At 59.5% G+C, this 23,241-nt stretch carries 21 protein-coding genes; 4 read left to right on the top strand and 17 right to left on the bottom strand.

Going from position 1 to position 23,241, the window contains the following annotated elements:
• Nucleotide 1 precedes the first annotated feature (1 nt).
• Nucleotides 2-391 (bottom strand): glyoxalase, encoded by a 390-nt coding sequence (locus HEP89_RS11460; RefSeq protein WP_077291710.1) that lies wholly within the window; start codon nucleotides 389-391, stop codon nucleotides 2-4.
• Between the two features lie 117 nt (nucleotides 392-508).
• Here HEP89_RS11460 and HEP89_RS11455 point away from each other — a divergent pair, with 117 nt between their 5' ends.
• Nucleotides 509-1,387, top strand: a complete 879-nt coding sequence (locus tag HEP89_RS11455; RefSeq protein WP_208997637.1) for a LysR family transcriptional regulator — start codon at nucleotides 509-511, stop codon at nucleotides 1,385-1,387.
• 25 nt (nucleotides 1,388-1,412) lie between these two features.
• Here HEP89_RS11455 and HEP89_RS11450 read toward each other — a convergent pair whose 3' ends face one another.
• The 6 genes from HEP89_RS11450 to HEP89_RS11425 all read right to left on the bottom strand — a co-directional run bounded on the left by HEP89_RS11450 (nucleotide 1,413) and on the right by HEP89_RS11425 (nucleotide 6,978).
• Nucleotides 1,413-2,393: a DUF1311 domain-containing protein gene (locus HEP89_RS11450; protein WP_168692078.1), complete on the bottom strand. Its 981-nt coding sequence runs from the start codon at nucleotides 2,391-2,393 to the stop codon at nucleotides 1,413-1,415.
• A gap of 256 nt (nucleotides 2,394-2,649) precedes the next feature.
• The gene (locus HEP89_RS11445; protein WP_077291707.1) at nucleotides 2,650-2,889 is read right to left on the bottom strand and encodes a hypothetical protein; all 240 of its coding nucleotides are present in this window, start codon (nucleotides 2,887-2,889) and stop codon (nucleotides 2,650-2,652) included.
• 149 nt (nucleotides 2,890-3,038) lie between these two features.
• Nucleotides 3,039-3,581 carry a MarR family transcriptional regulator gene (locus tag HEP89_RS11440; protein ID WP_077291706.1) on the bottom strand — a complete coding sequence of 181 codons (543 nt, stop codon included), beginning with the start codon at nucleotides 3,579-3,581 and terminating at the stop codon, nucleotides 3,039-3,041.
• Between the two features lie 224 nt (nucleotides 3,582-3,805).
• Complete coding sequence (locus tag HEP89_RS11435; RefSeq protein ID WP_062486936.1) at nucleotides 3,806-4,594, bottom strand: ABC transporter ATP-binding protein; 789 nt, start codon at nucleotides 4,592-4,594, stop codon at nucleotides 3,806-3,808.
• 49 nt (nucleotides 4,595-4,643) lie between these two features.
• Nucleotides 4,644-5,804, bottom strand: a complete 1,161-nt coding sequence (locus tag HEP89_RS11430) for an MFS transporter (protein ID WP_077291705.1) — start codon at nucleotides 5,802-5,804, stop codon at nucleotides 4,644-4,646.
• A 178-nt stretch (nucleotides 5,805-5,982) separates the two neighbouring features.
• Nucleotides 5,983-6,978, bottom strand: a complete 996-nt coding sequence (locus tag HEP89_RS11425; RefSeq protein ID WP_077291704.1) for a putative metalloprotease CJM1_0395 family protein — start codon at nucleotides 6,976-6,978, stop codon at nucleotides 5,983-5,985.
• Nucleotides 6,979-7,150: 172 nt separating this feature from the next.
• Here HEP89_RS11425 and HEP89_RS11420 point away from each other — a divergent pair, with 172 nt between their 5' ends.
• On the top strand, nucleotides 7,151-7,954 hold the full coding sequence (locus HEP89_RS11420) for a creatininase family protein (RefSeq protein WP_077291703.1): 804 nt from the start codon (nucleotides 7,151-7,153) through the stop codon (nucleotides 7,952-7,954).
• 228 nt (nucleotides 7,955-8,182) lie between these two features.
• Nucleotides 8,183-9,121 carry a LysR substrate-binding domain-containing protein gene (locus HEP89_RS11415; protein WP_031270575.1) on the top strand — a complete coding sequence of 313 codons (939 nt, stop codon included), beginning with the start codon at nucleotides 8,183-8,185 and terminating at the stop codon, nucleotides 9,119-9,121.
• Between the two features lie 276 nt (nucleotides 9,122-9,397).
• On the opposite strand, the gene HEP89_RS11410 is transcribed toward HEP89_RS11415, so the two are convergent.
• On the bottom strand, nucleotides 9,398-9,700 hold the full coding sequence (locus HEP89_RS11410; protein WP_077291702.1) for a LuxR C-terminal-related transcriptional regulator: 303 nt from the start codon (nucleotides 9,698-9,700) through the stop codon (nucleotides 9,398-9,400).
• 131 nt (nucleotides 9,701-9,831) lie between these two features.
• On the opposite strand from HEP89_RS11410, the gene HEP89_RS11405 reads away from it, so the two are divergent.
• Nucleotides 9,832-11,271 (top strand): helix-turn-helix transcriptional regulator, encoded by a 1,440-nt coding sequence (locus HEP89_RS11405; RefSeq protein WP_023003698.1) that lies wholly within the window; start codon nucleotides 9,832-9,834, stop codon nucleotides 11,269-11,271.
• Nucleotides 11,272-11,545: 274 nt separating this feature from the next.
• Here HEP89_RS11405 and HEP89_RS11400 read toward each other — a convergent pair whose 3' ends face one another.
• From HEP89_RS11400 to HEP89_RS11360, 9 genes are all read right to left on the bottom strand, one after another.
• A complete protein-coding gene (locus tag HEP89_RS11400) occupies nucleotides 11,546-13,165 on the bottom strand; it encodes a GMC family oxidoreductase N-terminal domain-containing protein (protein WP_168692077.1) in 1,620 nt (539 codons plus the stop codon).
• Nucleotides 13,166-13,423: 258 nt separating this feature from the next.
• On the bottom strand, nucleotides 13,424-14,935 hold the full coding sequence (locus tag HEP89_RS11395) for an FGGY-family carbohydrate kinase (protein ID WP_197923204.1): 1,512 nt from the start codon (nucleotides 14,933-14,935) through the stop codon (nucleotides 13,424-13,426).
• Nucleotides 14,928-15,770 (bottom strand): class I fructose-bisphosphate aldolase, encoded by an 843-nt coding sequence (locus HEP89_RS11390; protein WP_168692075.1) that lies wholly within the window; start codon nucleotides 15,768-15,770, stop codon nucleotides 14,928-14,930. Before HEP89_RS11390 ends, HEP89_RS11395 begins: the two co-directional genes overlap by 8 nt.
• Nucleotides 15,761-17,488, bottom strand: a complete 1,728-nt coding sequence (locus HEP89_RS11385; protein ID WP_168692142.1) for a glycerol-3-phosphate dehydrogenase/oxidase — start codon at nucleotides 17,486-17,488, stop codon at nucleotides 15,761-15,763. Before HEP89_RS11385 ends, HEP89_RS11390 begins: the two co-directional genes overlap by 10 nt.
• A gap of 60 nt (nucleotides 17,489-17,548) precedes the next feature.
• Nucleotides 17,549-18,544 carry an aldo/keto reductase gene (locus tag HEP89_RS11380; RefSeq protein WP_168692073.1) on the bottom strand — a complete coding sequence of 332 codons (996 nt, stop codon included), beginning with the start codon at nucleotides 18,542-18,544 and terminating at the stop codon, nucleotides 17,549-17,551.
• Nucleotides 18,534-19,514 carry a sugar-binding transcriptional regulator gene (locus HEP89_RS11375; RefSeq protein ID WP_168692072.1) on the bottom strand — a complete coding sequence of 327 codons (981 nt, stop codon included), beginning with the start codon at nucleotides 19,512-19,514 and terminating at the stop codon, nucleotides 18,534-18,536. Before HEP89_RS11375 ends, HEP89_RS11380 begins: the two co-directional genes overlap by 11 nt.
• 26 nt (nucleotides 19,515-19,540) lie before the next feature.
• Complete coding sequence (locus HEP89_RS11370) at nucleotides 19,541-20,485, bottom strand: ABC transporter permease (protein WP_051990117.1); 945 nt, start codon at nucleotides 20,483-20,485, stop codon at nucleotides 19,541-19,543.
• Between the two features lie 71 nt (nucleotides 20,486-20,556).
• On the bottom strand, nucleotides 20,557-22,074 hold the full coding sequence (locus tag HEP89_RS11365) for a sugar ABC transporter ATP-binding protein (RefSeq protein WP_062486918.1): 1,518 nt from the start codon (nucleotides 22,072-22,074) through the stop codon (nucleotides 20,557-20,559).
• Nucleotides 22,075-22,189: 115 nt separating this feature from the next.
• On the bottom strand, nucleotides 22,190-23,206 hold the full coding sequence (locus HEP89_RS11360) for a substrate-binding domain-containing protein (protein ID WP_023003716.1): 1,017 nt from the start codon (nucleotides 23,204-23,206) through the stop codon (nucleotides 22,190-22,192).
• Nucleotides 23,207-23,241: the final 35 nt, after the last annotated feature.

Genomic DNA, 23,241 nt, shown 5'->3' with positions numbered 1-23,241 from the left:
CTCACGCACTCCTTTGGTCGGTTTCCCGGAAGACGGTTTCAATCAGCTGACCGGTGGGCGTGCGAAAGAACAGACGACGCTCGCCCAGTTCCGACAGCTCCATGGGGGAATAGGCAATGCTGAGCCGTTCCAGCTTTGCCCGGAAGGCCTCGTAACCTTCGAGGCGGAAACCGATGTGGTCCCAGCCGTCGGCCTGCCGATCCTCTTCGGCGTGTGGAGGAATTCCGATCAGATGAATGAGAGGTTCATTGCCGTAGTAGAGCCAGTGCCCCGGAATTTGGCGGATGCGGCGAGGACGCGGACGCTCCTCCAGATCGTCGAAGACCTGAAGGAAGAAGGCACGTGTCGTCACGAGATCGTGGGTTCTGATGGTGATATGATCGAGCAGCATCCCGTTTCCTTTCCGGCAGCAATCATCGGACTGCCTTTGTTGCCCACGAACCTAATGCTTGCGGCAAGGCCAGGTAATTGAGACAATTCCGAAACCTAAATTCGGAATTTTCGAATAATGATGGACAATCTCGCGCTGTTCGTGCGCATTGCGGAAACGGGAGGCATTGCCTCCGCGGGCAGGGAGATGGGCTATTCCCCCGCTACGACGTCCGAGCGGCTGGCAGCGCTTGAGGCTCATTACGGCGTCAGGTTGCTGACACGGAGCACGCGCGCCCTCAGTCTGACCGAGGAAGGACGTTTGCTGCTGGACGGCGCCCGCCGCCTGCTTGCCGAGGCGGAAGAGTTGGATGTCCGTATCCGGTTAGGCGCGGAAAGACTGGCCGGACCCATTCGCCTGTCGGCACCGCTTGACCTCGGCAGAACACGCCTTCGGGCTGTGCTGAATCGGTTTCTGGAAGCTCATCCGGACGTGACGATCGATCTTCACCTGAGTGACGGTTTCGTGGACGTTGCCTCGCAGGGGTACGACGTTGCGATCCGGTATGGCGAGTTGAAGGATTCAACACTTATCGTCCGCAAGCTTGCGGCCAACGCCCGGATTGTCTGTGCCGCTCCGTCCTACGTGGAACGCCATGGCCGTCCGCACCATCCCCGGGACCTTGCCCGGCATGATTGCCTGCTGATGCGTTTTGGCTCCGAGCCCGACAATTCCTGGCAGTTCCTGATCGACGGCAAGATAGTGCGCTGCCCGGTCAGTGGACGGCGCACGGCAAATGACGGCGGGCTGGTGCGCGACTGGTGTCTCGCCGGGTTCGGGATTGCCCGCAAGTCCCAGTGGGATGTTGCTGAAGACCTGGCAGCGGGCAAACTCGTGCCATTGCTGCGGGAATTCGAGCTGCCCCCCGCCGGGCTACAGGCTGTTTATCCAAAAGGCCGGTCAGGGGTGCGGCGGATCAAGGCCTTGCTGGAGGAACTGGAAACTGCATTCAAATGAACGCAGTCCAGCCGACAGCGATTGGTCAGTCGTATTCGGGCCAGACTGCGTCCCCTGCCCCGTCCGGCAGGTACTCCAGCCGTCCCTTTTGAATCTGCCATTCGATGAAATATTCGCCCGTACTCTCGACGACGGGTTCAGCGCCCCGGACAACCGGGTCGAACAGGGTCAGACGCTGGGAATGTGCACCCTTGTGGCAAACCGCGACAAAAAGCGGACGTTCCGGGTCTTCGCGCATGGTGTAGATACCGTCCTGCTCGCAATTGTCCGCATCACCCGAACAAAACGAGCAGCCAGAGATATCGAGTGGAACGACCTCTCCGGACACACTGTCCGACACGACGATCCGGGCGTCTGGCGTGGGCTCGAATGTCCACGACAGGGAGCTGCCCACAATCTCGACCGCTTCCCCTGGCACCGGCTCGCCCTTCCGGCTTGCGTCTTCGACCAGTTCGTAGGAAGGGCACCACGGATTGGCAAAATCCTCCAGTAAAGCCAGCGCCTCGCTTTGCTGAAGTGCCAGCGTCATCTCGCAGGACGCCATGTTGATATAGGACGCGGTATTTCCCGGGAGCTTGCCAAGCAATCCGCATTCGCTCTGGCGCAGCGCCTCCCAGGTTTTTCCACCTTCAAACAGCTGTTTCGTATGCGCCGGATTGCAGAGCCGTTCAGCGAGTTTTTCGCGTCTGCGGTCCAGTTCCGCCCGCCGTTCCGCTGCCCGGTCCTCCAGGCACTCGCCAATCGCGGCGCCGCCGATCCGGTTCGCTGGATCCGCCTTGCAAGACGCAATCTCGGCTTCAAGACCCGCGGGCAATTTCGGTTCGGGATCAGGCGTCTGCGCGGTTGCCGCTGAACTTGTTCCGGCAAGGAGGACAATGAATGCCAGGAAAGGCCGGAGGGTTTTGCCGTGATCCAGCGTCGCAGAGAGCCGGGCAGCTTTGCCGCGCCTGACGGCTGTGGATTGCCCGAGCCAATTCTTTCTCCCGCCAGTCACCGCGACACTCATGACATTCCCCCAGTTGCTGTTGACCACAGCGGTTGCTTGCGACGTCCTCGACAATCTTCATAAGCCGGATCAACCGTTTGTGAAACGCGAATGCTCTAGCGCCGGAGAGCAGAGCCCTGCATCCCCCAGATGGGCCATAGCCGGTAGACACAAAAAAGCGGCGAACGGTCCAGCCGTTCGCCGCGTGTTCATCTCGTGCCGGTGCCGCTTTCTCCGAAGCGTCACCGGTCGGTTTCAGCCAGGATGGCAGCGATGTCTAGAGCATCATCAATCCGATGAAGACCATCACCACCGCCAGCACACTCCAGGCCATGAGCTCCTGAAATTGAGACTGACGAGATTTGACCTCGCTCCAGGTGCGGGCTTGCGCACCGTGTCTCAAACCGAATTGCGGGTGGTTGATGGAAGCATCCGACACGTGCCGGAACCGGTCTCGCAGCTCTGCTGCCCGGCGGGCACCGCGGTCCTCGTTTATCGTCCGATACCTCAGTTGCATGTGTGCATCCTCCGTATGTGCCAGTCTGGCTGCGACGGAGGTAAGAAGCACAACGCCCCTTTTCAAATGACGGATTTGTAATCTTTCCCGGCCGCCCTGCACATGGTGCCATCTGGCGGCTGACGGGAGATTCGGCAGCCAGACGCGGATCAGGCCACTGAAAGTTCCTTCGTCTTGGCCTTGTCTATTTCCTTGGCTTCGGCTTCCGCGACTTCATCGCCGTCTGTGTCGAAATCGGCCTCGTGTTCCGGGTCGTCGTCGACGGAAATCGACAGGTTCTTCTCGACCTGCCGCAGCAGCTTCCGCAGTTTCTTGCGGTCCTTGTCCTCCAGACCGGACATGGCTTCCCGTTCCAGACGCTTCCAGGCCTTGTCCACCGACAGCACCAGTTCACGGCCGACATCGGTCAGATAAACGCGGGCAAGACGGCCGTCCGTGTCGGAAACCTGGCGGCGAACATATCCCTGACTGGAAAGCCGGGTCACCATCTTGGTGACGGTGGGCGGCTGCACACCAAGCGCGAGAGCCAGCTGGCTCATTGTGCGCCCGTCCGTATCTGCCAGAACCTTCAGCACCAGTTCCTGGCCGGGGTGCAGCCCGATTCGCATGAGATGCGCCCCGGACCGGGCCCGCTGCGCCTTCGCCGCCTGAACCAGTCGAAACGTTATGCTTTTCTTGTAATTAAAAGCCATCGCAGCAACCCCGTCTTCCAATCAACTCGAATCACGTTCATCAATGATGCGGCGGAACCCTAGCGGGAGTATTTAACCGTCAAATGACACTCGCCCGGGAAAAGTCGATTTTACTGAGACTGCGCAGACTTGGCGCCTGTTATCCAGCTAACTTTTGATGCACCGACCGCTGAAGTGCCTCTGTCGAACGGTGATACAGACCACTAACGGACATCCGACGCCTTTCAAAGCGCGTCAGCCGGCTCCAGTGCACCATGCAGCGCATCGGAAACCTCACGGCAATATTGACTGTATTCGGCGGAGGTCCGGAAACTGTCTTCTCGCGGGTAAGGTGCGTCGATTTCCATCTCGCGTATCACCCGGCCTGGCCGCGCGGCCATCACCACGATGCGACTGGAGAGATAGACGGATTCGAATACCGAATGCGTCACGAAAAGCACGGTCCAGCCGAAGGTCTTCTGCAGGTGCAGCAGGTCGTTGTTAAGCTTGAACCGGGTGATTTCATCGAGCGCGGCAAAGGGTTCGTCCATCAGAAGAACTTTTGGCCGGGTGACAAGCGCCCGGGCAATCGAGACCCGCATCTTCATGCCGCCGGATAACTGACGGGGAAAGTCTTCGGCAAAGTCGGCCAGTCCGACGGTCGCAAGTGCTTCCATCACCCTGTCCCGGGCAGCCTGGCGAGATACGCCTTTTAACCGCAGTGGCAACCAGACATTGGCAAAAACCGTTGCCCACGGCATCAGGGTCGGCTCCTGGAACACGAACCCGAGCTCATGTTCCTCCTGCCCGCTTCGCTCCGCCGGCCAGGAAACGGTGCCCGTGCTGGGATCGGACAATCCGGCGATGATCCTGAGCGCACTCGACTTGCCGCACCCGGATGGCCCAAGCAGGGACACGAATTCGCCCTCACGCACATCCAGGGAGAAATCGTCGAGCGCGGTTGTGCCGTTTTCGAAAACCTTGCCGATACCGTTCAGGGATACGACGACGGGGGCCTTCTTGTGTGACGTCATGTGATCGCTTCCAGCGTTCCCGTTATGTGAACCGTCTCCACAGTGCCCGTCAGTCCTTGACCTTGAGCGCCCCTGCAAGCAGCGGAATGGCAACCGTCAGCACCGCAACGGTGATGAACGACGCTCTCAGCGAGAGATAGTCGCCAACAAAGCCCAGAAGCGGCGGACCGAACAGAAAAGCTCCATAGCCAAGTGTCGCAACGGCCGCAAGGGCAGCCCCTTTCGACATGTGCGGATCACTGGCTGCCCGCGACATGGCAAGCGGAAACAGCACCGCATATCCAAGGCCCATCACGAAACAGCCGGCCCACACAGACCACAGACCTGCGCCGGAGACCAGCAGGATGCACCCGAGCAGCGCGACGATACCGCTGACCCGTGCTGTCGGCACCGGCCCGAAGCGGGCGATCACCTTGTCACCGGACAGGCGCATGATCACCATGGCGATAGAGAAAATCGTGAAAGCGGCGGGCGCGATCGACTCGGCAATGCCAAGATCCTCGATCTGATAGAGCGCGGCCCAGTCCGTAACTGCGCCTTCGCCCAGCGCTGCCACCAGCGCCATCAGCCCGACCAGCACCAGAGCCCCCTTGGGCAGAGCGAAAAGCGGTGCCTTGCTGCCATCTTCGTTTTCCGTCTTGGTCTGCGGCCAGGATTGGCGCCAATACCAGACAAGGAATGGCGCCGCGACGATGCCCCACAGGACAAAATGCGACAGCACGCTGAGATCCGCCATGATCGCAAGCCCGCCGGCCAGGGCAGCAACACCCGCACCCAGGCTGTACAGCCCGTGATAGGAGGACATGATCGGACGCTCCAGCGCCTTTTCCACTTCAGCACCCCAGCCGTTCATGGAAATATCCAGCGCACCAATGCTCAGCCCTGCCAGGAACAATGCCGCTGTCAGCAAGGCCACGTTGGGCGAAAGACCGATCAGAACGAAACTGATGATGTTGGCGACCGCCAGCAACTTTGTCATGGGGGCCGCGCCCAGGCGGTCGATCAGCATTCCGGTAATGGGAAAGGCGACAAACGCACCGCAAGCCATGACAAGCAGAAGAATGCCGAAGCCGCTTTCATCGAGCCCGGTTGCAGACTTGATATTGGGAATTCGCGATGCCCACGTACCGATACTGGTTCCGCACATGAAGAAGATCGCCGAAACGACACGACGCGCGGCAATGGCTTGGCGCTGAATTGAAACTGACATGGAGCTAACATTTTCTGGGAGGGCGAGCGCCCGAAAGGGAGCCGTCTTTCTGTCACGCAAGTGCCAGCCTGACAAGCATCATTCCGGGTGAAATAAGCAGCGCCTTAAACCAGCTTCCGCGATAGGAAAAAATGCCTGCAGCCAGGTCTCGATTCTGTGCAGGACCAGGATTGCTGGCTCAAGTGGCCAGCCCGGACAGACGGGACTGGATTTCATTGGTCCGCTCCACTGCGGACTGATAGGCGGAAATGGCTGCAGCGGTTTCCGCCCGGGCCCTGTCCCCGCTCGTTCCGCCAACAGTCTCGGCACTATCCGAGCCGCCAGAATTGTTCCGGCCAGTCGTGCTGTCCGCACCGACAGTCTCAAGATCGGGACCGGAGGCGGAATTGACATTCCCGTCGTCATCATCCCCGGACAGTTCTTCCGACTTCTTCTGCCGGACTTCTGCCTGCGCTTCGGAAATCTGGGCCCTTGCCTGCTGCGCCACCTTCAGATCCTGAGAAGACGGATCGGCAGGTGCGGTCGCAGCGCGAATGACAACCTGCATCTTGCGGATCGTGGCTTCCGGTGTGCGTTCCTTGGAGGTATCGATCTGGACCTCGCCCCCTATGGCATACCGCTTGCCGTCCGGTCCCTGCTGAAAGGTGTAGCTGGGCGCCCCGGCATAAGCACCGCCAACACGGGCATGTGCCTGCTCATGGGCACGGACTTCCTGGTCACGCTGTTTCAATTTGTCGACCTGCTTTTCCTCGGCCTGGTCAAGGCCGTCGCCATCAGTATCTTCGTCCTTTGCAGCATCATCCTGCGCCTGACCAGCTCCACCGCTGGCGGCTTCGGCCTCAGCATCAGCACTGTCGCCAGCAGGCGCCGAATTTGCGGGCGTTCCGGTCTCGGTCTCTTCGCTCTCGGGAGTTCCGGGTGCAGTTGCCTGGCGGGATCTACCTGGCGCATCGGCAGAACCGTCGACTTCCTGCAGGGCGATCACGGCTTGTGCGGTCAAGGTCGGCGTATTGCCGGCACGGGCAGAGATTGCCTGGGCACTTGCCTGGCTTGCACGCGCAGAAGCCTGGTCCCGGCCCTGGGTATTTTCCCCAGAACCAGGATCGCGTTCGGCCGCGACACCGCTTCCTCTTAGGATCGTTGCCGGCGTATTTGACAGGATTGCGCCGATCATGGCGCGAATTGTCCCAAAAAGGCGTCAGCAAATTCTAAACACCGGTTAAGAATCCAGCATCATAAGTTCGTGAAGACCCACTCGCTCAATGGCCGTTCTGCTACCGCCTCTTGCCTGCCCGGACACGCTATGCAAAGGAGAAAGTGACGTATCTTCAAAGCGGAACGGATCCATGCTGCCCAAGCCTTATTGGCAAGACATGACAACCCTCGACTTTCAGTCGCAAGGAGTTGAAGACTGGATCGCGGTTCTTCCCGTTGCGGCCATCGAACAGCACGGCCCGCATTTGCCACTGTCGACGGACACGACGATTGCAGAAGGTCAGGTCAAGCGGGTACTCGAGCTTCTGCCCACTGGTCTGCCTGTCACTTTCCTACCCGTACAGGCCGTCGGCAAATCGGACGAACACATCTCTTCACCCGGCACATTGACCCTAGCCTGGGACACGGTCACACGCGCCTGGCTAGAGCTGGGCGAAAGCGTCGCTCGTGCCGGAATTCGCAAACTTGTGCTGATCAACTCCCACGGCGGCAACGTTCCTGTTCTGGATATCGTGGCGCGGGAGCTGCGCGTGAAACACGACATGTTCGTCACCGCCACCAACTGGCTGCGGTTCGGTCAGCCCGACGGGCTGTATGCCGACGCGGAATTCACCTACGGCATACATGGCGGCGACATCGAAACATCACTGATGTTACATCTGCGTCCTGATCTTGTCCGCATGGAGCTTGCCACCGATTTTCCGTCGGAACAGCAAACCTACCTGCAGGAATTCAAGCATCTGCGTGGCCACGGCAAAGCCCAATACGGATGGAAGGCGCAGGATCTAAACGAAACGGGCGCGCTCGGCAACGCCTCGCTGGCCACGGCTGAAAAGGGTCGGCAATCGCTCGATCACGCAGCACGCGGCTTTATCGAGCTGCTTGAGGACGTCAACAACTTCGATCTTGCAAGGCTCTGGTCACCGGCACCTTGAGACCAGCCGGAAATCGTCCCGAGCTTGTCGGGACGGCTTGAGCTTACGCAAAGGGAAGCATTCGATTTCGTAATATAGCAATATTACGGAATCGAAGCAGGTATTATTTGCGTTTATTCAGCTAAACCCACAAGAATACACAACAATTCTCTGCATGTGTTGACCTGCACCTGTTTAGGCGACACATTAATAAAGGTGGAGATTTGAGAGGGCGGTTCTCGCAGAACCATGAATCTTTCTATTCGGCAACTGGCGACCTTTCGAGAGGTCATGCGAAGTGGCTCGATTTCTGAAGCCGCGCGTACGCTTGGCCGGACGCAACCTGCAGTCAGCTCCACAATCGCGGGTCTTGAAACCGAACTGGAATTGAAACTGTTCGTTCGCGAGCAAGGCCGACTGGTTCCGACACCGGAAGCGGAATTCTTCCTGGAAGAAGCGGAAGCCATTCTCAAGCGGCTGGAAATTTCCAAGCGCACCCTGCGCGGTCTCGCCAACCGGGAACACGGCCAACTGCGGGTCGCAGGCATACCGGAAGCGACGGCCGATTTCCTGCCCAACAGCCTGTCGAAGTTCATTGCCGACAAGCCAAGCGTCAAGGTTGCCCTGGCCAGCAGAACGTCAGCCGAAATCGAGGAACTGATCGCCGCGCAGCAATTCGATATCGGATTTGCAGAAACACCGAGAGCCCGAAATTCCTTCGACCAGATCGACTTCGACCTGGAATGCATGTGCGCGATCCCCGCGACCGATCCCCTGGCCTCGAAGGAAGTCATTACCCCGACTGAACTGGATGGATATCCGCTGGCGCTGCTTCATTCAGAACATCGCAGCCACCGGCAGACACTCGCCCGTTTTCGCGATGCCGGAGTTCGTTTCAACCAGCGCTTCGAACTTCAGACGGCCTGGCTTGGGCTCCGCTTCGTCGAAGCAGGCCTCTGCGCCCTGATGTGCGACATGATCACGGCCTACAACGCGCAGGAAAAAGGTCGGCTCGGCATGGGCCCGCCCATGATCGTCTTTCGTCCGTTCCGGCCGCGCATTCAGAACAGCCTGTCGATCCTCACACCGACCCACCGGCCGATTTCCATTGTCGCCAAGGACTTTTGCGACTTCCTCGCCGCGGAGGTGGAAAGCATCCGCACATCCATGATCAAGCGGACAGCCTGATAGTTTGCCGGAAACGTCCGGCTCGTAAGTTCAGTGGTGTCGGGGAGCAGGTTTTCGACGAAATGCGAGCGACTGACGGCGGTCTCGCCGTCAGACTGGCTGCGGTTCGCGGTTATTTTCTCGCGTTATGCCGCGGTCGATGGGGCTTGCACAATCTGTCAGACGCACGCCTGATCAAACAAAGTCGAGCTGGCTGCACCGGTATTTCAGTTTGACCCACCTCCGGACACCCACAAGTTTCTGGCTGGATGTCCGGAAGGCTGGTCTGTCACCAGATCAGGCGGCTGCGTTCTGGAAAATCGCGCTGTTGGCAGCGACGATGGCAACCGCATTGGTGCGATTTTTCGCCCCGAGACGAGTGATCGCATTGCGGATATGCGCTTTGACGGTCGCAATCGACACGTCCAGCTCATAGGCAATCTGCTTGTTCACCTTGCCTTCGCACAGCTTCACCATGATTTCCAGCTGGCGCGGCGTCACCAGGTCGGTGAGGTTGATCGGCCAACGGATGCCTGCGGCGAACGGGCCGGCGCTACCATTGACTGCGGAACTTGTCGGCAAGGCGAAATGAGCGGTCATCACTATGTTCCTTGGGTTTGTATTCCTCCGTGGTGGCAGGACTTTTCATGATTATCCGGCTATTGTAAAATGTTAAAATGCATACTGCATAATGTTAAAGTTTTGCAATTTGATCCTGAAGGATGCCAAGCGTGAGCAAAAAACTCTATTCCGGCCACACGTTGAGGCAAATCCGCTCGGATTTCGGCCTTTCCCAGGTGGAGTTTGCAAAGAAAATCGGCCTGTCCACCGCCTATGTGAACCAGATCGAAAACAACAACCGCCCGGTCACCGCCTCGGTGTTGCTAACGATTAACAGGATCTTTGGCGTCGATCTGTCGGCTTTCGAGCAGAACGACCTCGACCGGGTGGTGCAGGATCTTCAGGAAATTTTCGCCGACACCCAGTTTCTGACAGCCTCCGTCGGCCGGCAGGAAGTGCATGAGCTGGTCACTCGGGCACCAGGCGTCACCAAGGCGATCATGGATCTTTACGGCGCGCTGCGGACCTATCACGACCGGGAAGCGAACGAGGACGATCTGGTCCAGCTCGGCGGCAGTCCGGAAAGCGGTCCCGGACCTCGGAAATCCGCTTATGAAGAGGTCCGCGACTATTTCCACTACATGGACAATTACGTCGACAGCATCGACCGGGCCGCAGAGAAGCTCTCGCTGGAGATCGGACTTTCGAAAGCCCCTTCGAAGTTCACCGCCCTGACCACCTGGCTTCAGGAACGCTTCGGTATATCAGTCACGGAATTTCCGGACTATCGAGGCACGTTGATCCGTCAGGACGATTTCGCCCGCACCATCGCGCTCTACAGTGCCATTCCGCAATCGACCAAGAGCTTCCTGCTTGGGTCAGTCGTCGCCGAACTGTGTGTACGAGACCTCATTTCGGAAGAGGTCACCAAGGCAAGGTTCAAGACCAAGTCGGCGGAAAGCATCGCGCGGTTGGCCTTGCGGAACTATTTCGCGGGCGCCTTGATCCTGGCCTATGACGACTTCCTGAAAACCGCTGCGGAAACCCGGCACGACATCCAGCTTCTGTCCAACCGGTTGGACGCCAGTATCGAGACCGTCTGCCACCGTCTGTCGACCCTGCAGCGCCCCGGCGCCAAAGGTCTGCCGTTCTACTTCGTTAAGATCGACCGGGCCGGCAACGTCGTCAAACGCCACAGCGCAACCCGGTTCCAGTTCGCCCGCTTCGGCGGCTCCTGCCCGCGCTGGAACGTCCATCAGGCCTTTGAACAGAACTCAAACAAGTTCACCTCGCAGGTCGCCCAGATGCCTGACGGAGTACGCTATCTTTGCGTGGCGACCAGCATCACCAAACACCAGCCGGACTACCGCAGCGGCGAGCGCCGCTACGCGCTTGGTATCGGCTGCGAGGTGCAATATGCCGATGCGGTGGTCTATGCCGACGGACTTGCAGTCGATGAGATCTCCTCGCCCGAGCCCATTGGCGTCAACTGCCGCATCTGCCCGAGGGACAATTGCGACCAGCGCGCCTTCCCGGCCGTCGACAAGGAACCTTTCATCGATTCAGGCCAACGCGGTATCGTTCCGTATCGGGTGAAGGCGGCGGATTAGGTGTGAAATTTCAGAGGTTTGCCGGACACCTTGCAAGCAGCTCAATTCAGGTCTGCTCAGCTTAAGTTAGCTCGACTCAGTTCAGCCCAACCAACTTCCCCCTCATCCTGAGGAGGACCGTCAGGTCCGTCTCGAAGGATGGGCCGCTTGCCCAGAATATGCCGCCCATCCTTCGAGACAGCGCTGACACGCTTCCTCAGGATGAGGCAGTGGGTGGGCAATGTTCAGAGAGGCTCATAAGGGCCGCCGTCGATTTATTCCAACCCAAAAAAGCTCAGCCCCGTTGCTCCATCCGGATCATGTCCGCCGCCTTTTCCGCGATCATCACCACGGGCGAAGCCGTGTTGCCGGAAACGATCTTCGGCATGATCGAGGCATCGATAACCCGAAGGCCATCGAGACCGCGAACTTTCAGCTGAGGATCGACAACCGACTGTTCGTCCGGACCCATCCGGCAGGTTCCGACCGGGTGGAAGATCGTGGTGGCGATATCGCCGACCTTTTTCAGAAGGTCCTCGTCGCTGTCGACCTGAGGCCCCGGCAGGATTTCCTCCGGCTGGTAGGCCTGCAAGGCCTTGGCCGTCATGATCTCTCGCGCCTGACGTACGGATTTGAGGGCAATGAGCTTGTCCTTTTCCGCCGACAGGTAATTCAGCTTTATGTCGGGTTGCTGCCCACTATCACCACTCTGAATATGTGACGCACCAACGCTTTCCGGACGAAGGTTGCACACCGAAACCGTGATTGCCGGGAACGGATGCAGCGGGTCGCCGAGCTTGTCGGTCGAGAGAGGCTGGACGTGATATTCGAGATCCGGCGTTTCAAGCGACGGATCTGACTTGGTGAACATGCCGAACTGGCTGGGTGCCATCGACATGGGCCCGGATCGCATCAACCCGTATTGAAGCGCAATCGAGGCTTTTCCGAAAAGACTGTTGGCCATGGTGTTCAGGGTCTTGGCGTTCTTGACCTTGTAGACCGTTCGGATCTGAAGGTGATCCTGCAGGTTCTCGCCAACGCCAGCACGTTCATGCTTCACCTCGATGCCGTGCTGCGACAGCACCGCGCCATTGCCGATGCCGGAAAGCTCCAGGATCTTGGGTGAATTGATCGCCCCCGCAGCCAGCAGAACCTCGCGCTCCGCCCGCGCGGTCCTTTCCTGCCCCTTCACGGTGAAGGTAACACCGGCTGCACGCTTGCCTTCCAACAGGATCGACCTGGTTTCGGCATGGGTGATCAAGCGCAGGTTCGGCCGTTTCAGTGCCGGGCGAAGGAAACCTTTCGCCGTGTTCCAGCGAACGCCGCCATTCTGGTTGACCTCGAAAAAACCGCTGCCTTCGTTGCTGCCGTCATTGAAATCCGCACGCGGTTCGACACCGAACTCCCGTGCGCCTTTCTGAACGGCTTCGAGGATTTCCCATTTCAGGCGCTGCTTGGAGACTTTCCACTCACCGCCACCGCCATGCAAACCTGACTTTCCGGCATGATGGTCTTCCGACTTCAGGAAATAGGGCAGCACATCATCCCAGGACCAGCCGACGTTGCCAAGCTGACGCCAATGGTCGTAATCCGCCGCCTGGCCGCGCATGTAGATCATGCCGTTGACGGACGTGCAGCCGCCCAGAACCTTGCCACGCGGATAGACCAGGCTGCGTCCGTTGAGGCCCGGCTCGCTGGCTGTCTTCATCATCCAGTCGGTGCGCGGATTGCCGATGCAAAAGAGATATCCGACCGGGATATGCACCCAGTGATAATTGTCCGAACCGCCTGCTTCCAGAATCAGCACCTTGACCGAAGGATCCTCGGTCAGCCGGTTTGCCAGAACACAGCCGGCCGTTCCGGCCCCGACGATCACATAATCGTAGGTTCCATCGAGTGAAGTCGGACCGCTCATGTCGTTTCCCGTTTCCTGCCCATTTCCTGTCCGCAGTCTTTCCTGCTGCGGTCCAAACTTCGATGATCTGCATCACGCCGGACCAGGCAATCTTCCGCCGGCACCGATGAGACCCTTTAACACCCTCATCCTGATCAGGTTTTCTGTTTCTTCGCAAACTCGAAAAAAGACATATGTGGGCGCTCGCCGATGCGAGTTCGCACGGCTGTTTCCCTCACACTAGAAGATCCTGACGTTTCGGCAATTCCTCCAAGAGGACTATTCGTCCCTGACATGCATATCGGCCCAGAAGGACCGAAGAGCATCTGTCAGCTTGCAATAGGTCCGGTAGCGCCGGTCGTAGTGCGATTTCATCGTAGCCACCGGCAGGTATTCCTTCTGCGCCCTCGTCATGGCTGCAACAGCCGTCTCGTAATCGGGGAAGAGACCGACACCAACACCACCTCCAATCGCCGCGCCCAGCGCACCCGTCTCACGGGCTTCCGCAACGGTGATCGGAACTCCCAGACAATCGGCGAACATCTGCGGCCAGACCGGGCTGCGTGACCCGCCTCCGGAGAGCACTGCCCGGTCGAAGGTGACACCGGTTCTCCCGAGCACCTCGATATGGCGGCGATGTTCAAAGAGAACCCCTTCGAACAAGGCCCGCAGCAGGTGCCCTTCCGAATGCCAGCCGGCGAGACCATAGAACCCGGCGCGGAAGTCCGCCCCAAGCCGCGAGCCGTAAAGGAACGGGTGAAAGAACGGGTCGTCCGCGGCGGGCGCGACCTCCGCGATCCTCGCGTTGCAATAGCCGAACGGATCGTCGTGATGTTTCCCGCGCTCCACCAGCTCTCGCACATACCATTCCAGGTTTGCAGCCGATGTTGCGCTCGATTCGATATTGACGAACCGGCCGGGGGCAAAACCCGAGGCCATGAACATTGCCTTGTCGACGATCGGGGCCTCCGAAAAGACCTGATTGATGCTCCAGGTGCCTGCAATGATCGAGGCTTCGCCGGAATGGACAACGCCCGACCCGAGCGCACTGGCGATCACGTCAAAATAGCCGCCGACAACCGGCGTCCCTTCCTTCAGTCCGGTCGCAGCCGCGGCTTCTGCCGTGACATGCCCGGCCACATCCGCCGGTTCGACCAGATGCGGCAGCATCGGCTCCGCCTCGCCGAGACCATAAAGTTCCAGCAGCTCCCTGTCGTAGAGATTGTCCGGTAACCTCAGCAAACCGCACCCCGACATGTCGGAGATCTCGCTGACGCGTTCTCCGGTCAGCTTGAAGGTGATGAAGTCCTTGCACAGGAGCACGGTTCCGGTCCGGGCATAAAGATCCGGCCGGTTGCCCTTGATCCAGGCAAGCAGCGTCGGGGTCTGGGACGGCCAGGGCTCCTGCAGGCTCAGGGCGTGCAGCCTGTCACCATGCGCCTCACGCAGCTTGCCTGCATGATCCGCGGCGCGCGTATCCAGCGACTGGATGCCGAGCAGTGGCTCATGGTCCTTGTCCAGCAGGTAAAGACCGTTGCCGTGCCCGGCACAACCAATTGCCGCGACCTGCGAAGGCTCGACACCGGCTTTGTCAAGGCACTCGCGGATAACCGTTTGCGCATTGCGCCACAACTCTCCGAGATCGCGTTCAACATGTCCGGGAGCAGGTGAAAACGATTGACCGTCCAGTGCGCTCATCGCCACCTGGCGGCCCGCCAGATCGAACAGGACAGCCTTGATCACCGTGTTGCCGGCATCAAGCCCCAGCAGATAAGTCCTGTCGTCAGCCACGGTTATAGATGTCCCATGCTTCGTCACCGTCGGCACCGTTGTGGATCATTGCCATGAGTGCCGCAACCACCGCTTTCGGGTTGTCGTGCTGATAGATGTTGCGGCCATAGACCATGCCCTTGGCACCCTGGCGCATCAGTGCAGCGGATTTCCTGAGCACGGTCTTCAGGTCTTCCTTGCCGCCACCACGCACCAGAACCGGAACACGCGCCGCTTCGACCACCCGGTGGAAATCTTCCGCGTTATCGGTCGGGTCCGCCTTGATGATGTCAGCTCCCATCTCGCTAGCCAGCCGAACCAGTGTCACGATCTTGTTTGCATCGCCGTCGACCTGATAGCCACCCCGGATGTCGTTCGGCAGCATTACCAGCGGCTCGATCATCAACGGCATGCCGTACTTGTGGCAGGCAGCGCGCACCCTGGAGATATTCTCCACGCATTGGCGAAACAGCTCCGGCTCGTCCGGCAACATGAACAGGTTCACCACGACACAAGCCGCATCCATTTCCAGAGCCCCGATGATCGGCTCGTCGGCATTCTGCAGCAGCGACCACATCACCCGGTGGCGCTGGTCATTGTAGGGGTTGCCCATGTCGATGCGCATCACCAGCGCCGGCTTGTCCTTCTCCGGACGCGACTGCAACAGATCCGCCTGGCCATAGGCCATCTGGATCGCATCAGGCCCGGCCTTGACCAGGGTGTCGACAACCCCGGCCATGTCTTCCAGGCCAACCATGAAGCTCGGTTCGTTGCACACGCCATGATCAACGGCAACATCCAGGCAGCCGCCGTGGGTGAACATCCGGTTCATCCGGGCTTTGGGGCTCAAACGCATATTCTGCTCCTGCTTGTGTCTTGGTTCCGGCGATCTTCAAACGAAACGCCGTAATAGGTGGAAAGGTCTTCGATCAGCCGGTCGCGCTGAAGCCCGCGCTCTGCGTCGGACCAGCCGAGTTCTTCACCGGCGACGGCCGCCAGCTTGTCGAGCAGCTCTTCACTGATCAGTCCTTGGATGGCGAGTGTCGTCCGGCGCAACACGATGTCGGCAAGGGTCACCACGCTTTCGCGGGAGGCGAGGAACGCGATCTCCGCCGCTGTGATTTCTGTCTGCGGCGAAAGTGCCTCGTCGTCCGGCCTGCCCTGACAAAAGGCCAGCAGCTCCGTCGCCGTGGTGCCATAGGTCGCCACCAGGTGCGCGGCGCGCGCGGGACCAATGCCATGGTTCGAGATCAGGTCGCGCTCCAGGATCACGGCAGCATCAGGAAAATCCTTTCCGCCGCCGATCGGGCGCGACAGGGTGCCGACATGCCTGGTCCGGCCAAGTTCGCTGAGCACTTCGTCCGTCGCCTGTTCGGCAAAGGCACGGAACGTTGTCCACTTGCCGCCGATCATGCAGATCTGCGGAACGGGTCCTTCGATACGGGTCGTAAAATGGCCCCTGGAAATCCGGCCTGTAAAATCATGATCGCTCTTCGGCAACGGCCGAATGCCGCTGTAACTGAAAACGACATCATCCGCATTGAAGTCGATCTCCGGAAAGACCAGCCGGAGCGAGCCCAGAATGTAGGCTTCTTCTTCCGGCTCACAGCGCACACGTTCGGCTGTCTTGACGCGGATATCCGTCGACCCGGCCAGAACCTTGCCGAAGAACGGAAAGACGATGCAGACCCGGCCATCCGAATTCTCGAAATAGACCATATGGCCGCCAAGCGCCTTCTCCAGCGCCGGATTGTCGAGAATGAGATGCGATCCCTTTGTACCCGACACCAGGCGTTCGTGGCTGGAATTGCCGGCAAGCTCATCAATGGCATCATCCAGCCAGGCGCCTGTGGCATTGACGAGGATCTTCGCCGAGATCTCTTCCGTTCGGCCGCTCACCTGATCTCGCACAACAAAACCGCTCCCGGCCGGCTCAAGACAGGCATAGTTGAGGGCGACACAGTCCGGAGCCACCTCTTCCGCTTCCCTGACCAGTTCCAGACCAAGCCGCTCCGGGTGGCTGATCCAGGCATCGTGATAAGTGGCCGAACACCGGATGGCACCGGTCAGTCCAGGCCAGGTATTCCGGGTCGCCTTCGCCCCGCGGAAACGGTGTTTCGGCAACAACCGGCGTTTGCGTGTCACCCAGTCATAAAGCGTCAGCCCGAGCTTGATCGGAACCGCTCCCCGGCTGGAGGGCTGACCTGAAAAGCCGAAGAAACTTGCCGCGCTGTTCAAGAGCCCGGAAAAGAGAGAGCCGATGGGAATGACGGTCGGCAGCGGATGGACCAGATGAGGCGCATTGACCAGCAGCGCGTCGCGTTCGCGCAGGGATTCGCGCACCAGGTCGAACTCGCCGTTTTCCAGATAGCGCAATCCTCCATGGATCATGCGCGACAAGGCAGAACTGCACCCCGAACAAAAGTCGTTCCGTTCCACCAGCAGCACCCTGACACCCTGCAGCGCCAGATCCCGGTAGACCCCGATCCCGTTGATACCGCCGCCGACGACAACGGCGTCGAACGCGCCGTCACGCGCGATACGGTCCCATTTTCCTTGCCGTTGTTCGGACATGCCTTCCCCGTTCACCGGACGGATGCCCGGTGCCCTTTCCAATCTCAATTTCGAAGTCTCTTAAGCGGCGAGTTCGGTCAGATGGGTCGCGGCAGCATCGCCGATGAGCCCGATTTCTTCACTGGTCAACCTGAGGCGCCCCGCCTTGGCATTCTCCCGCGCCTGCTCCGGATCACGGGCTCCGCACAAGGAGAAGGTGATGCCCGGCTGCTGCAGCGTCCAGGCGATCACCACCTGGGCCTTGGTGGCACCATGGGCCTCCGCTATCGGCGCGATGGCATCCATAAGCTTGGCAACCTTGCGGCGGTTTTCGACCGAGAAGCGCGGATTGTCCTTGCGCTGATCATCACCTTCGAAGGTTCTGTCAGGACCGATCTTGCCCGTCAGAAGACCTAGCGCCAGCGACGAATAGCTCAGCACTGAAACCTTTTCCTTGAGGCAGAGTGGCACCAGGGTGTCCTCGATGTCCCGCTTGATCATCGAATATTCTTCCTGGATCGCGTCCAGCTGCCCTGCAGCCACATAGGCCTTCACATCGTCGGCAGTCGTGTTGCTGGCACCGATGGAGCGGATCTTGCCCTGGGTCTTCAGGGTTTCCAGCGCCTCCATGGTTTCCGCAATCCGCGTGGTCGGATCCTGCCAATGGGTGATGTAGTGATCGATGTAATCGGTCCCGAGCCGCTTCAGGCTCTGCTCCACCTCATGGACGATCGCATCCTTGCCGAGATACCGGTGCACCGGCTTGCCGTCATAATCAAAGAAGTGATTGCCCTTCTGGGTGTGCCAGACGAGACCGCATTTGGTTGCCAGCACCACCTTTTCGCGGCGGCCTGCAATCGCCTTGCCGACAATCTCCTCCGACAGCCCCTGGCCATACGCCGGAGCAGTGTCGATCAGGCTGATGCCTTCATCGATGGAAGCCTGAATTGCGGAAATCGACTTGGCTTCATCCGTGCCGCCCCACATCCAGCCGCCAATGGCCCAGGTGCCGAGCCCGATAGCCGACGCCTCAATGCTTGAGCGTCCGATCTCGCGTGTCAGCATTTCATGCAACATTCTGTTTGCCTTCCATGGTTGCAAGGACCGCTCCCGCGGTGTCCTCGTCCAAGATGAGTGAATTCAGATAGTTTCCGTTGAGGACGGCCCGGATCGGCCAGATCTTTTCATCGCCCGAGGTCACCCCGATGACCCGCTTGAAGCGCCGCAGCTCTTCAGGCGCCAGTGCGACCAGCCGCGAATTGAGGGCGTAGTCGGCAACCGTCCCGTCCTGGCGCATCAGGTAGGCCAGGAATTCGGCGCTGACACCGCTACCAACCAACATCTTGCGGTCCGATTCAGGCATCGGATGCAGGTCGTAGTAGCTCGACCCGGGCGTCGCGATGGATCCGATGCCGACCAGAGCGATCGTTGCCTGCCGTGCCAGGTCCAGGACCTCGCGAATGGAGCCGACTTCCATCAGCATGTCGCGCTGCTCCCGGCTTTCGGCAAAGAGCGGCGCATGAAGCTGCAGTGCCTTGCCGCCCAGCTTCTCGGCCATCAGGTTGGCCTGATGATTGACATCCGTGTGGTACTTGCCCTGCACCCCTCCAGTGAGCGGCACCACGGTGACGTCAAACTTCCGGTCGGTCTCGATGTTCTGCACCACCGCCCCGACGGCCTTGCCACCCGTGATGGCGATGATGTCGCCATCACGGATGGTCTCCACCAGATGGTTGGCAGCGGCAAGCCCGACCTGCTTCAGCGTCGTGTTGGGGCTGCCTTCGACGGACGATGTAACCAGCGCTTTTGAAAGGGGCGTCGATTGTTCCAGCAGGTTTTCCAGATCAGTCAACCGCTGGAACGGGTTCTCGATATCGATCTTGATCATGCCCATCTTGCGGCCCTGGGTGATCAGACGGTTCACCTTGGACGTCGACAGGTTGAGCAGTTCGGCGATTTCCGACTGTTTCTTGCCTTCCAGGAAATGCAGCACGAGAACCGTGTGCATCTGGCGCATCAGCTCGATATCGTTTTTCTTGTCCGCCATCTGGTTGCCTCTTCGCTGGAGCCGGGTCAGGCGCGTTTCTTGACGAGATAGTGGTCTATGGAGACCGCCGCCAGCAGGATCGAGCCGCGGATGATGTCCTGCCAATAGACCGAGACATCCAGAAGCGCGAGCGAGCTGGAAACAACCGACAGCAGCACCGCCCCCAGGATCGCTCCGAAAATGGTACCCGAACCACCCTTGAGGCTCGCCCCGCCGATAACGGCCGCCGCAATCACGTTCAGTTCCATGCCGATGCCGAAGGTCGGCTGGGCAGAACCGAAGCGGGCCATGTAGATGATGCCGGCCACACCACACAGAGCCGAGCAAAGGGTGGTCGTGAAGAACACCACGCGCTTGGTACGGATGCCGGAATAGGCGGCGGCCTTCTCGTTGCTGCCGGTATAGAACACCTTGCGGAACATGGTCGTGCGGCGCAGCAGGAAGTCGAAGCCGATCACCACCACAAGGAAGATCAGGATCACGACCGGGATCGGTCCAATGGACCCCTGACCGATGAACTTGAACTCGGGCGGCAGCGTGAACAGACCGAGCGGACGCCCGCCCGTGCCCAGAAGACACGCCCCCCGGGCGATCACCATGATTGCCAGCGACACGATGAAATGATGAAGGCCGACGCGGGTGACAAAGAACCCCATGAACGCCCCGATGGCCGTGCAGGCGGCAATCGAAATCGCCGACGCGACCCAGGGGTCGACCCCGTTCAGGAACAGCCAGCCGGCAATCACCATGGCCAGCGCTGTCACCGAGCCAACCGAAAGATCGATCCCGCCGGAAATCAGCAGGATGGTCATGCCGACCACCACGATGCCTTCCACCGCAAAGGCCATGACCATGGCGCGCATGTTCACCCAGGTCAGGAAGTAGGGCGAGGCGAAGGACATCACGATGAACAACACTAGGATGATCGCGATCAGTCCCGTTTCACGCATGCGCAACAGTTTGCGGATCATCGATACGTCTGCCGGTTTGCCGTTCGGCGCGTCTGTCAGGGAGACGGCGTCTTCCATGGTTTCCCCCACGATTAGTTTATGGTTGCCTGGGCGCCCACGGACGCCAGGTGCATTATGTTTTCTTCGGTCATCTGATCGCCCGTGACTTCGCCGCTGATCTGTCCCTCCCGGACGACCAGCACACGGTCACAAACGCCGATCAGTTCCGGCAGCTCCGACGAGATCACCAAAATTCCGACCCCGCTGCTGGCGAGATTGCGCAGGATGCGATGGATCTCGGCCTTTGCGCCGACATCGACACCACGCGTCGGCTCATCCAGGAAGATCAGCTTCGGATTGACCGACAGCATTTTCGCGATCGCAACCTTCTGCTGGTTGCCTCCGGAAAGCGATGACACCGGGTCCGACAGCGAGCCACATTTGAGATTGAGACGCTTGCCAAGCGTGTCTGCCTGCGCAACCTCCCGGCTTCCGGCAATCAGACCAAAGGAATTCGCGACCTGTTCCGGTTTCAGGGCGGAGACATTGGCGGCAATGGACATATCCAAAAAGATGCCGTCACCCTTGCGGTCTTCGGACAAATAGACGATGCCCTCGGAGATGCTGTCCCGATAGGTCTTCAGCGACAGCTTGCGGCCATTGAGCGAAACCTCCCCGGTCACGTCGCCTTCAAGCCGGCAGATGCCCTTCACGATCTCGCTGCGCCCAGCACCGATCAGCCCGGCAATCCCGAGGATCTCGCCCTTGCGGAGCTGGAACGAGACATCCTTGAAACGCGTGCGTTCACTCAGGTTCTGAACGTCCAGAATGATATCGTCCGTCTCTTCGCTTTCGGACTGCTTGCGCGGGTAAAGCTCGTCGATAACCCGGCCGACCATGGCATTGACCACGTCATCGGGCTGGATCTCCGCAACATTGCGGGTCGTGATGTAGGTGCCGTCCCGGAAAACGGAGACCCGATCGCAGTTGTCGAAGATCTCGACCATGCGATGGGAGATGTAGATGATCGAGATGCCCTTGTCGGCAAGACGGCGCATGATCTTGAAGAGGATCTGCGCTTCTTTCTCTGTCAGCGCCGCCGTCGGCTCATCCAGGATCAGCACCCGGCAATCGAGTGTCAGGGCTTTGGCGATCTCGACGAGCTGCTGGTGGGAAATCGACAGATCCCGCACGAGTGTCGTCGGCTCGATGTCACCAAGCTGGCCGAGCACTTCAGCCGCTTTCTTTTCAAGTGCACGATAATTCATCAGGAACGAACGGCTGACATTGGTCGTCGCCATGAAAATGTTTTCGGCAACCGTCACATCGGGACACAGCGCAATCTCCTGGTGAACGAAGCCGATGCCGAGCTTCTGCGCCATCGCTGGAGATGAAATGACCACCGGTTCGCCATCGAAGCGGATTTCTCCGCTGTCCGGCTGCAGGATGCCGTCGATGATATTCATCAGCGTCGATTTGCCGGCGCCGTTTTCCCCGGCAAGCGCATGGATCTCGCCCTTGCGCAATTCGAAACTTACCCCCTTGAGCGCCTGAACCGGCCCGAAGGATTTCGAGAGGTTGGAGATCTTGAGGATCACATCGTCAGTCATGACAGGGCCGATTTGCTCGCAATTCCGGAGAAAGAACGGGCTGCCTGATCTGCTGCATTGATTGCAGGCAGCCCGCCGTATCACACGGGGCTCCAAAGGAGCCCCGGTTTGTTCATCAGCTCGGGTCGCGGCCTTCCATGTAGGCGTTGAGGTCGAAGCTGTCGGCGTTTTCCTTGGTGATCACGGCAAAGCCGTTGTCGACGTAAGGGATCTGAACCGGGTTGTAGCCGGAAACCTTGTAGTCGTTGAACGGATCGAACACGTCGGAATGTGCGGCGAGGAACACGGCCATGAAGCCCATGAACCCCTGCATGCCCTGGTTCGGATTCAGCGCCATGTGGATGTTGCCGGCCTTGATGTGCTCAAGAGTGGTTGGCGTCACATCGGCATGCATGATCAGCACTTTCGCTTCCGCTTCCAGCACCGCTGCGACAGCTCCTTCCGCAGAGCCCGCTTCCGGGATCCAGAGAGCGGCAAGGTTCGGGTTGGCCTGAAGGATTGAGGCCGTTGCCCGGTAGGCGGCATTGCTGTCCTGGTTGGTCGCCTGGCGGCCGACCAGTTTCATGTTCGGGTAGTGCTCTCCCATGTAGTCGAGCAGCGCGGTCACGCGCAGATCGTGGTTCGACTGACCCGGGTTTTCAAGAACCGCATATTCCGCGCTGTCACCAACCTGCTTGACGATTTCTTCGGCGGCAAACTTGGCTTCGGCAAGGTTGTCGGAGGTGATATAGGCACTGCGCTTGGACTTCGGAGAATCCGCCGCGAAGGTCACGACCTGCGTGCCGTTGTCGACCGCCCGATCGATCGGCTCGATAAACGGATCGGACTGCATCGGGTGCAGCAAGACGCCAGCCGGCTGCTTGACCATGTCCTGCTCGAAAGAAGCGATCTGCTTGGTGATGTCATAGTCCGGCGTGCCGGAGAAGATCGTCTCGCAGCCAAATGCGGACGCAGCCTGCTTGAAGCCCTGATAGACCGGCACCCAGTAGGGATGGCCGGAAACCATCACGTTCATGATGTAGGTTTCGCCCGGCTCGCATTTCAAACCGTCTGCCGCGGCCGGAGCTGCGGTCAGAACTGCAGCCGACAGCATGGTCGACGCGAGAATTCCCTTGAAGATAGAAGTGCCCATGGTTTCCTCCCTGGACCAACGGGCTGCCAACCGCG

Source organism: Labrenzia sp. 5N (genome assembly GCF_012395805.1).
GTDB classification, from domain to species: Bacteria; Pseudomonadota; Alphaproteobacteria; order Rhizobiales; family Stappiaceae; genus Roseibium; species Roseibium algicola.
The sequence above is the reverse complement of the archived record's forward strand: the minus strand, read 5'-3'. Positions and strand labels throughout refer to the sequence as shown.

Bases quoted from the DNA above. Each gene is read 5' to 3' on its own strand.
- HEP89_RS11460 (WP_077291710.1), bottom strand. From the start codon at position 391: ATGCTGCTCGATCATATCACCATCAGAACCCACGATCTCGTGACGACA.
- HEP89_RS11410 (WP_077291702.1), bottom strand. From the start codon at position 9,700: ATGACCGCTCATTTCGCCTTGCCGACAAGTTCCGCAGTCAATGGTAGC.
- HEP89_RS11430 (WP_077291705.1), bottom strand. From the start codon at position 5,804: ATGTCAGTTTCAATTCAGCGCCAAGCCATTGCCGCGCGTCGTGTCGTT.
- HEP89_RS11415 (WP_031270575.1), top strand. From the start codon at position 8,183: ATGAATCTTTCTATTCGGCAACTGGCGACCTTTCGAGAGGTCATGCGA.
- HEP89_RS11385 (WP_168692142.1), bottom strand. From the start codon at position 17,488: ATGTCCGAACAACGGCAAGGAAAATGGGACCGTATCGCGCGTGACGGC.
- HEP89_RS11435 (WP_062486936.1), bottom strand. From the start codon at position 4,594: ATGACGTCACACAAGAAGGCCCCCGTCGTCGTATCCCTGAACGGTATC.
- HEP89_RS11375 (WP_168692072.1), bottom strand. From the start codon at position 19,514: ATGGCGGACAAGAAAAACGATATCGAGCTGATGCGCCAGATGCACACG.
- HEP89_RS11380 (WP_168692073.1), bottom strand. From the start codon at position 18,544: ATGTTGCATGAAATGCTGACACGCGAGATCGGACGCTCAAGCATTGAG.
- HEP89_RS11360 (WP_023003716.1), bottom strand. From the start codon at position 23,206: ATGGGCACTTCTATCTTCAAGGGAATTCTCGCGTCGACCATGCTGTCG.
- HEP89_RS11365 (WP_062486918.1), bottom strand. From the start codon at position 22,074: ATGACTGACGATGTGATCCTCAAGATCTCCAACCTCTCGAAATCCTTC.
- HEP89_RS11390 (WP_168692075.1), bottom strand. From the start codon at position 15,770: ATGCGTTTGAGCCCCAAAGCCCGGATGAACCGGATGTTCACCCACGGC.
- HEP89_RS11445 (WP_077291707.1), bottom strand. From the start codon at position 2,889: ATGCAACTGAGGTATCGGACGATAAACGAGGACCGCGGTGCCCGCCGG.
- HEP89_RS11425 (WP_077291704.1), bottom strand. From the start codon at position 6,978: ATGATCGGCGCAATCCTGTCAAATACGCCGGCAACGATCCTAAGAGGA.
- HEP89_RS11370 (WP_051990117.1), bottom strand. From the start codon at position 20,485: ATGATCCGCAAACTGTTGCGCATGCGTGAAACGGGACTGATCGCGATC.
- HEP89_RS11400 (WP_168692077.1), bottom strand. From the start codon at position 13,165: ATGAGCGGTCCGACTTCACTCGATGGAACCTACGATTATGTGATCGTC.
- HEP89_RS11450 (WP_168692078.1), bottom strand. From the start codon at position 2,393: ATGAGTGTCGCGGTGACTGGCGGGAGAAAGAATTGGCTCGGGCAATCC.
- HEP89_RS11455 (WP_208997637.1), top strand. From the start codon at position 509: ATGATGGACAATCTCGCGCTGTTCGTGCGCATTGCGGAAACGGGAGGC.
- HEP89_RS11440 (WP_077291706.1), bottom strand. From the start codon at position 3,581: ATGGCTTTTAATTACAAGAAAAGCATAACGTTTCGACTGGTTCAGGCG.
- HEP89_RS11420 (WP_077291703.1), top strand. From the start codon at position 7,151: ATGCTGCCCAAGCCTTATTGGCAAGACATGACAACCCTCGACTTTCAG.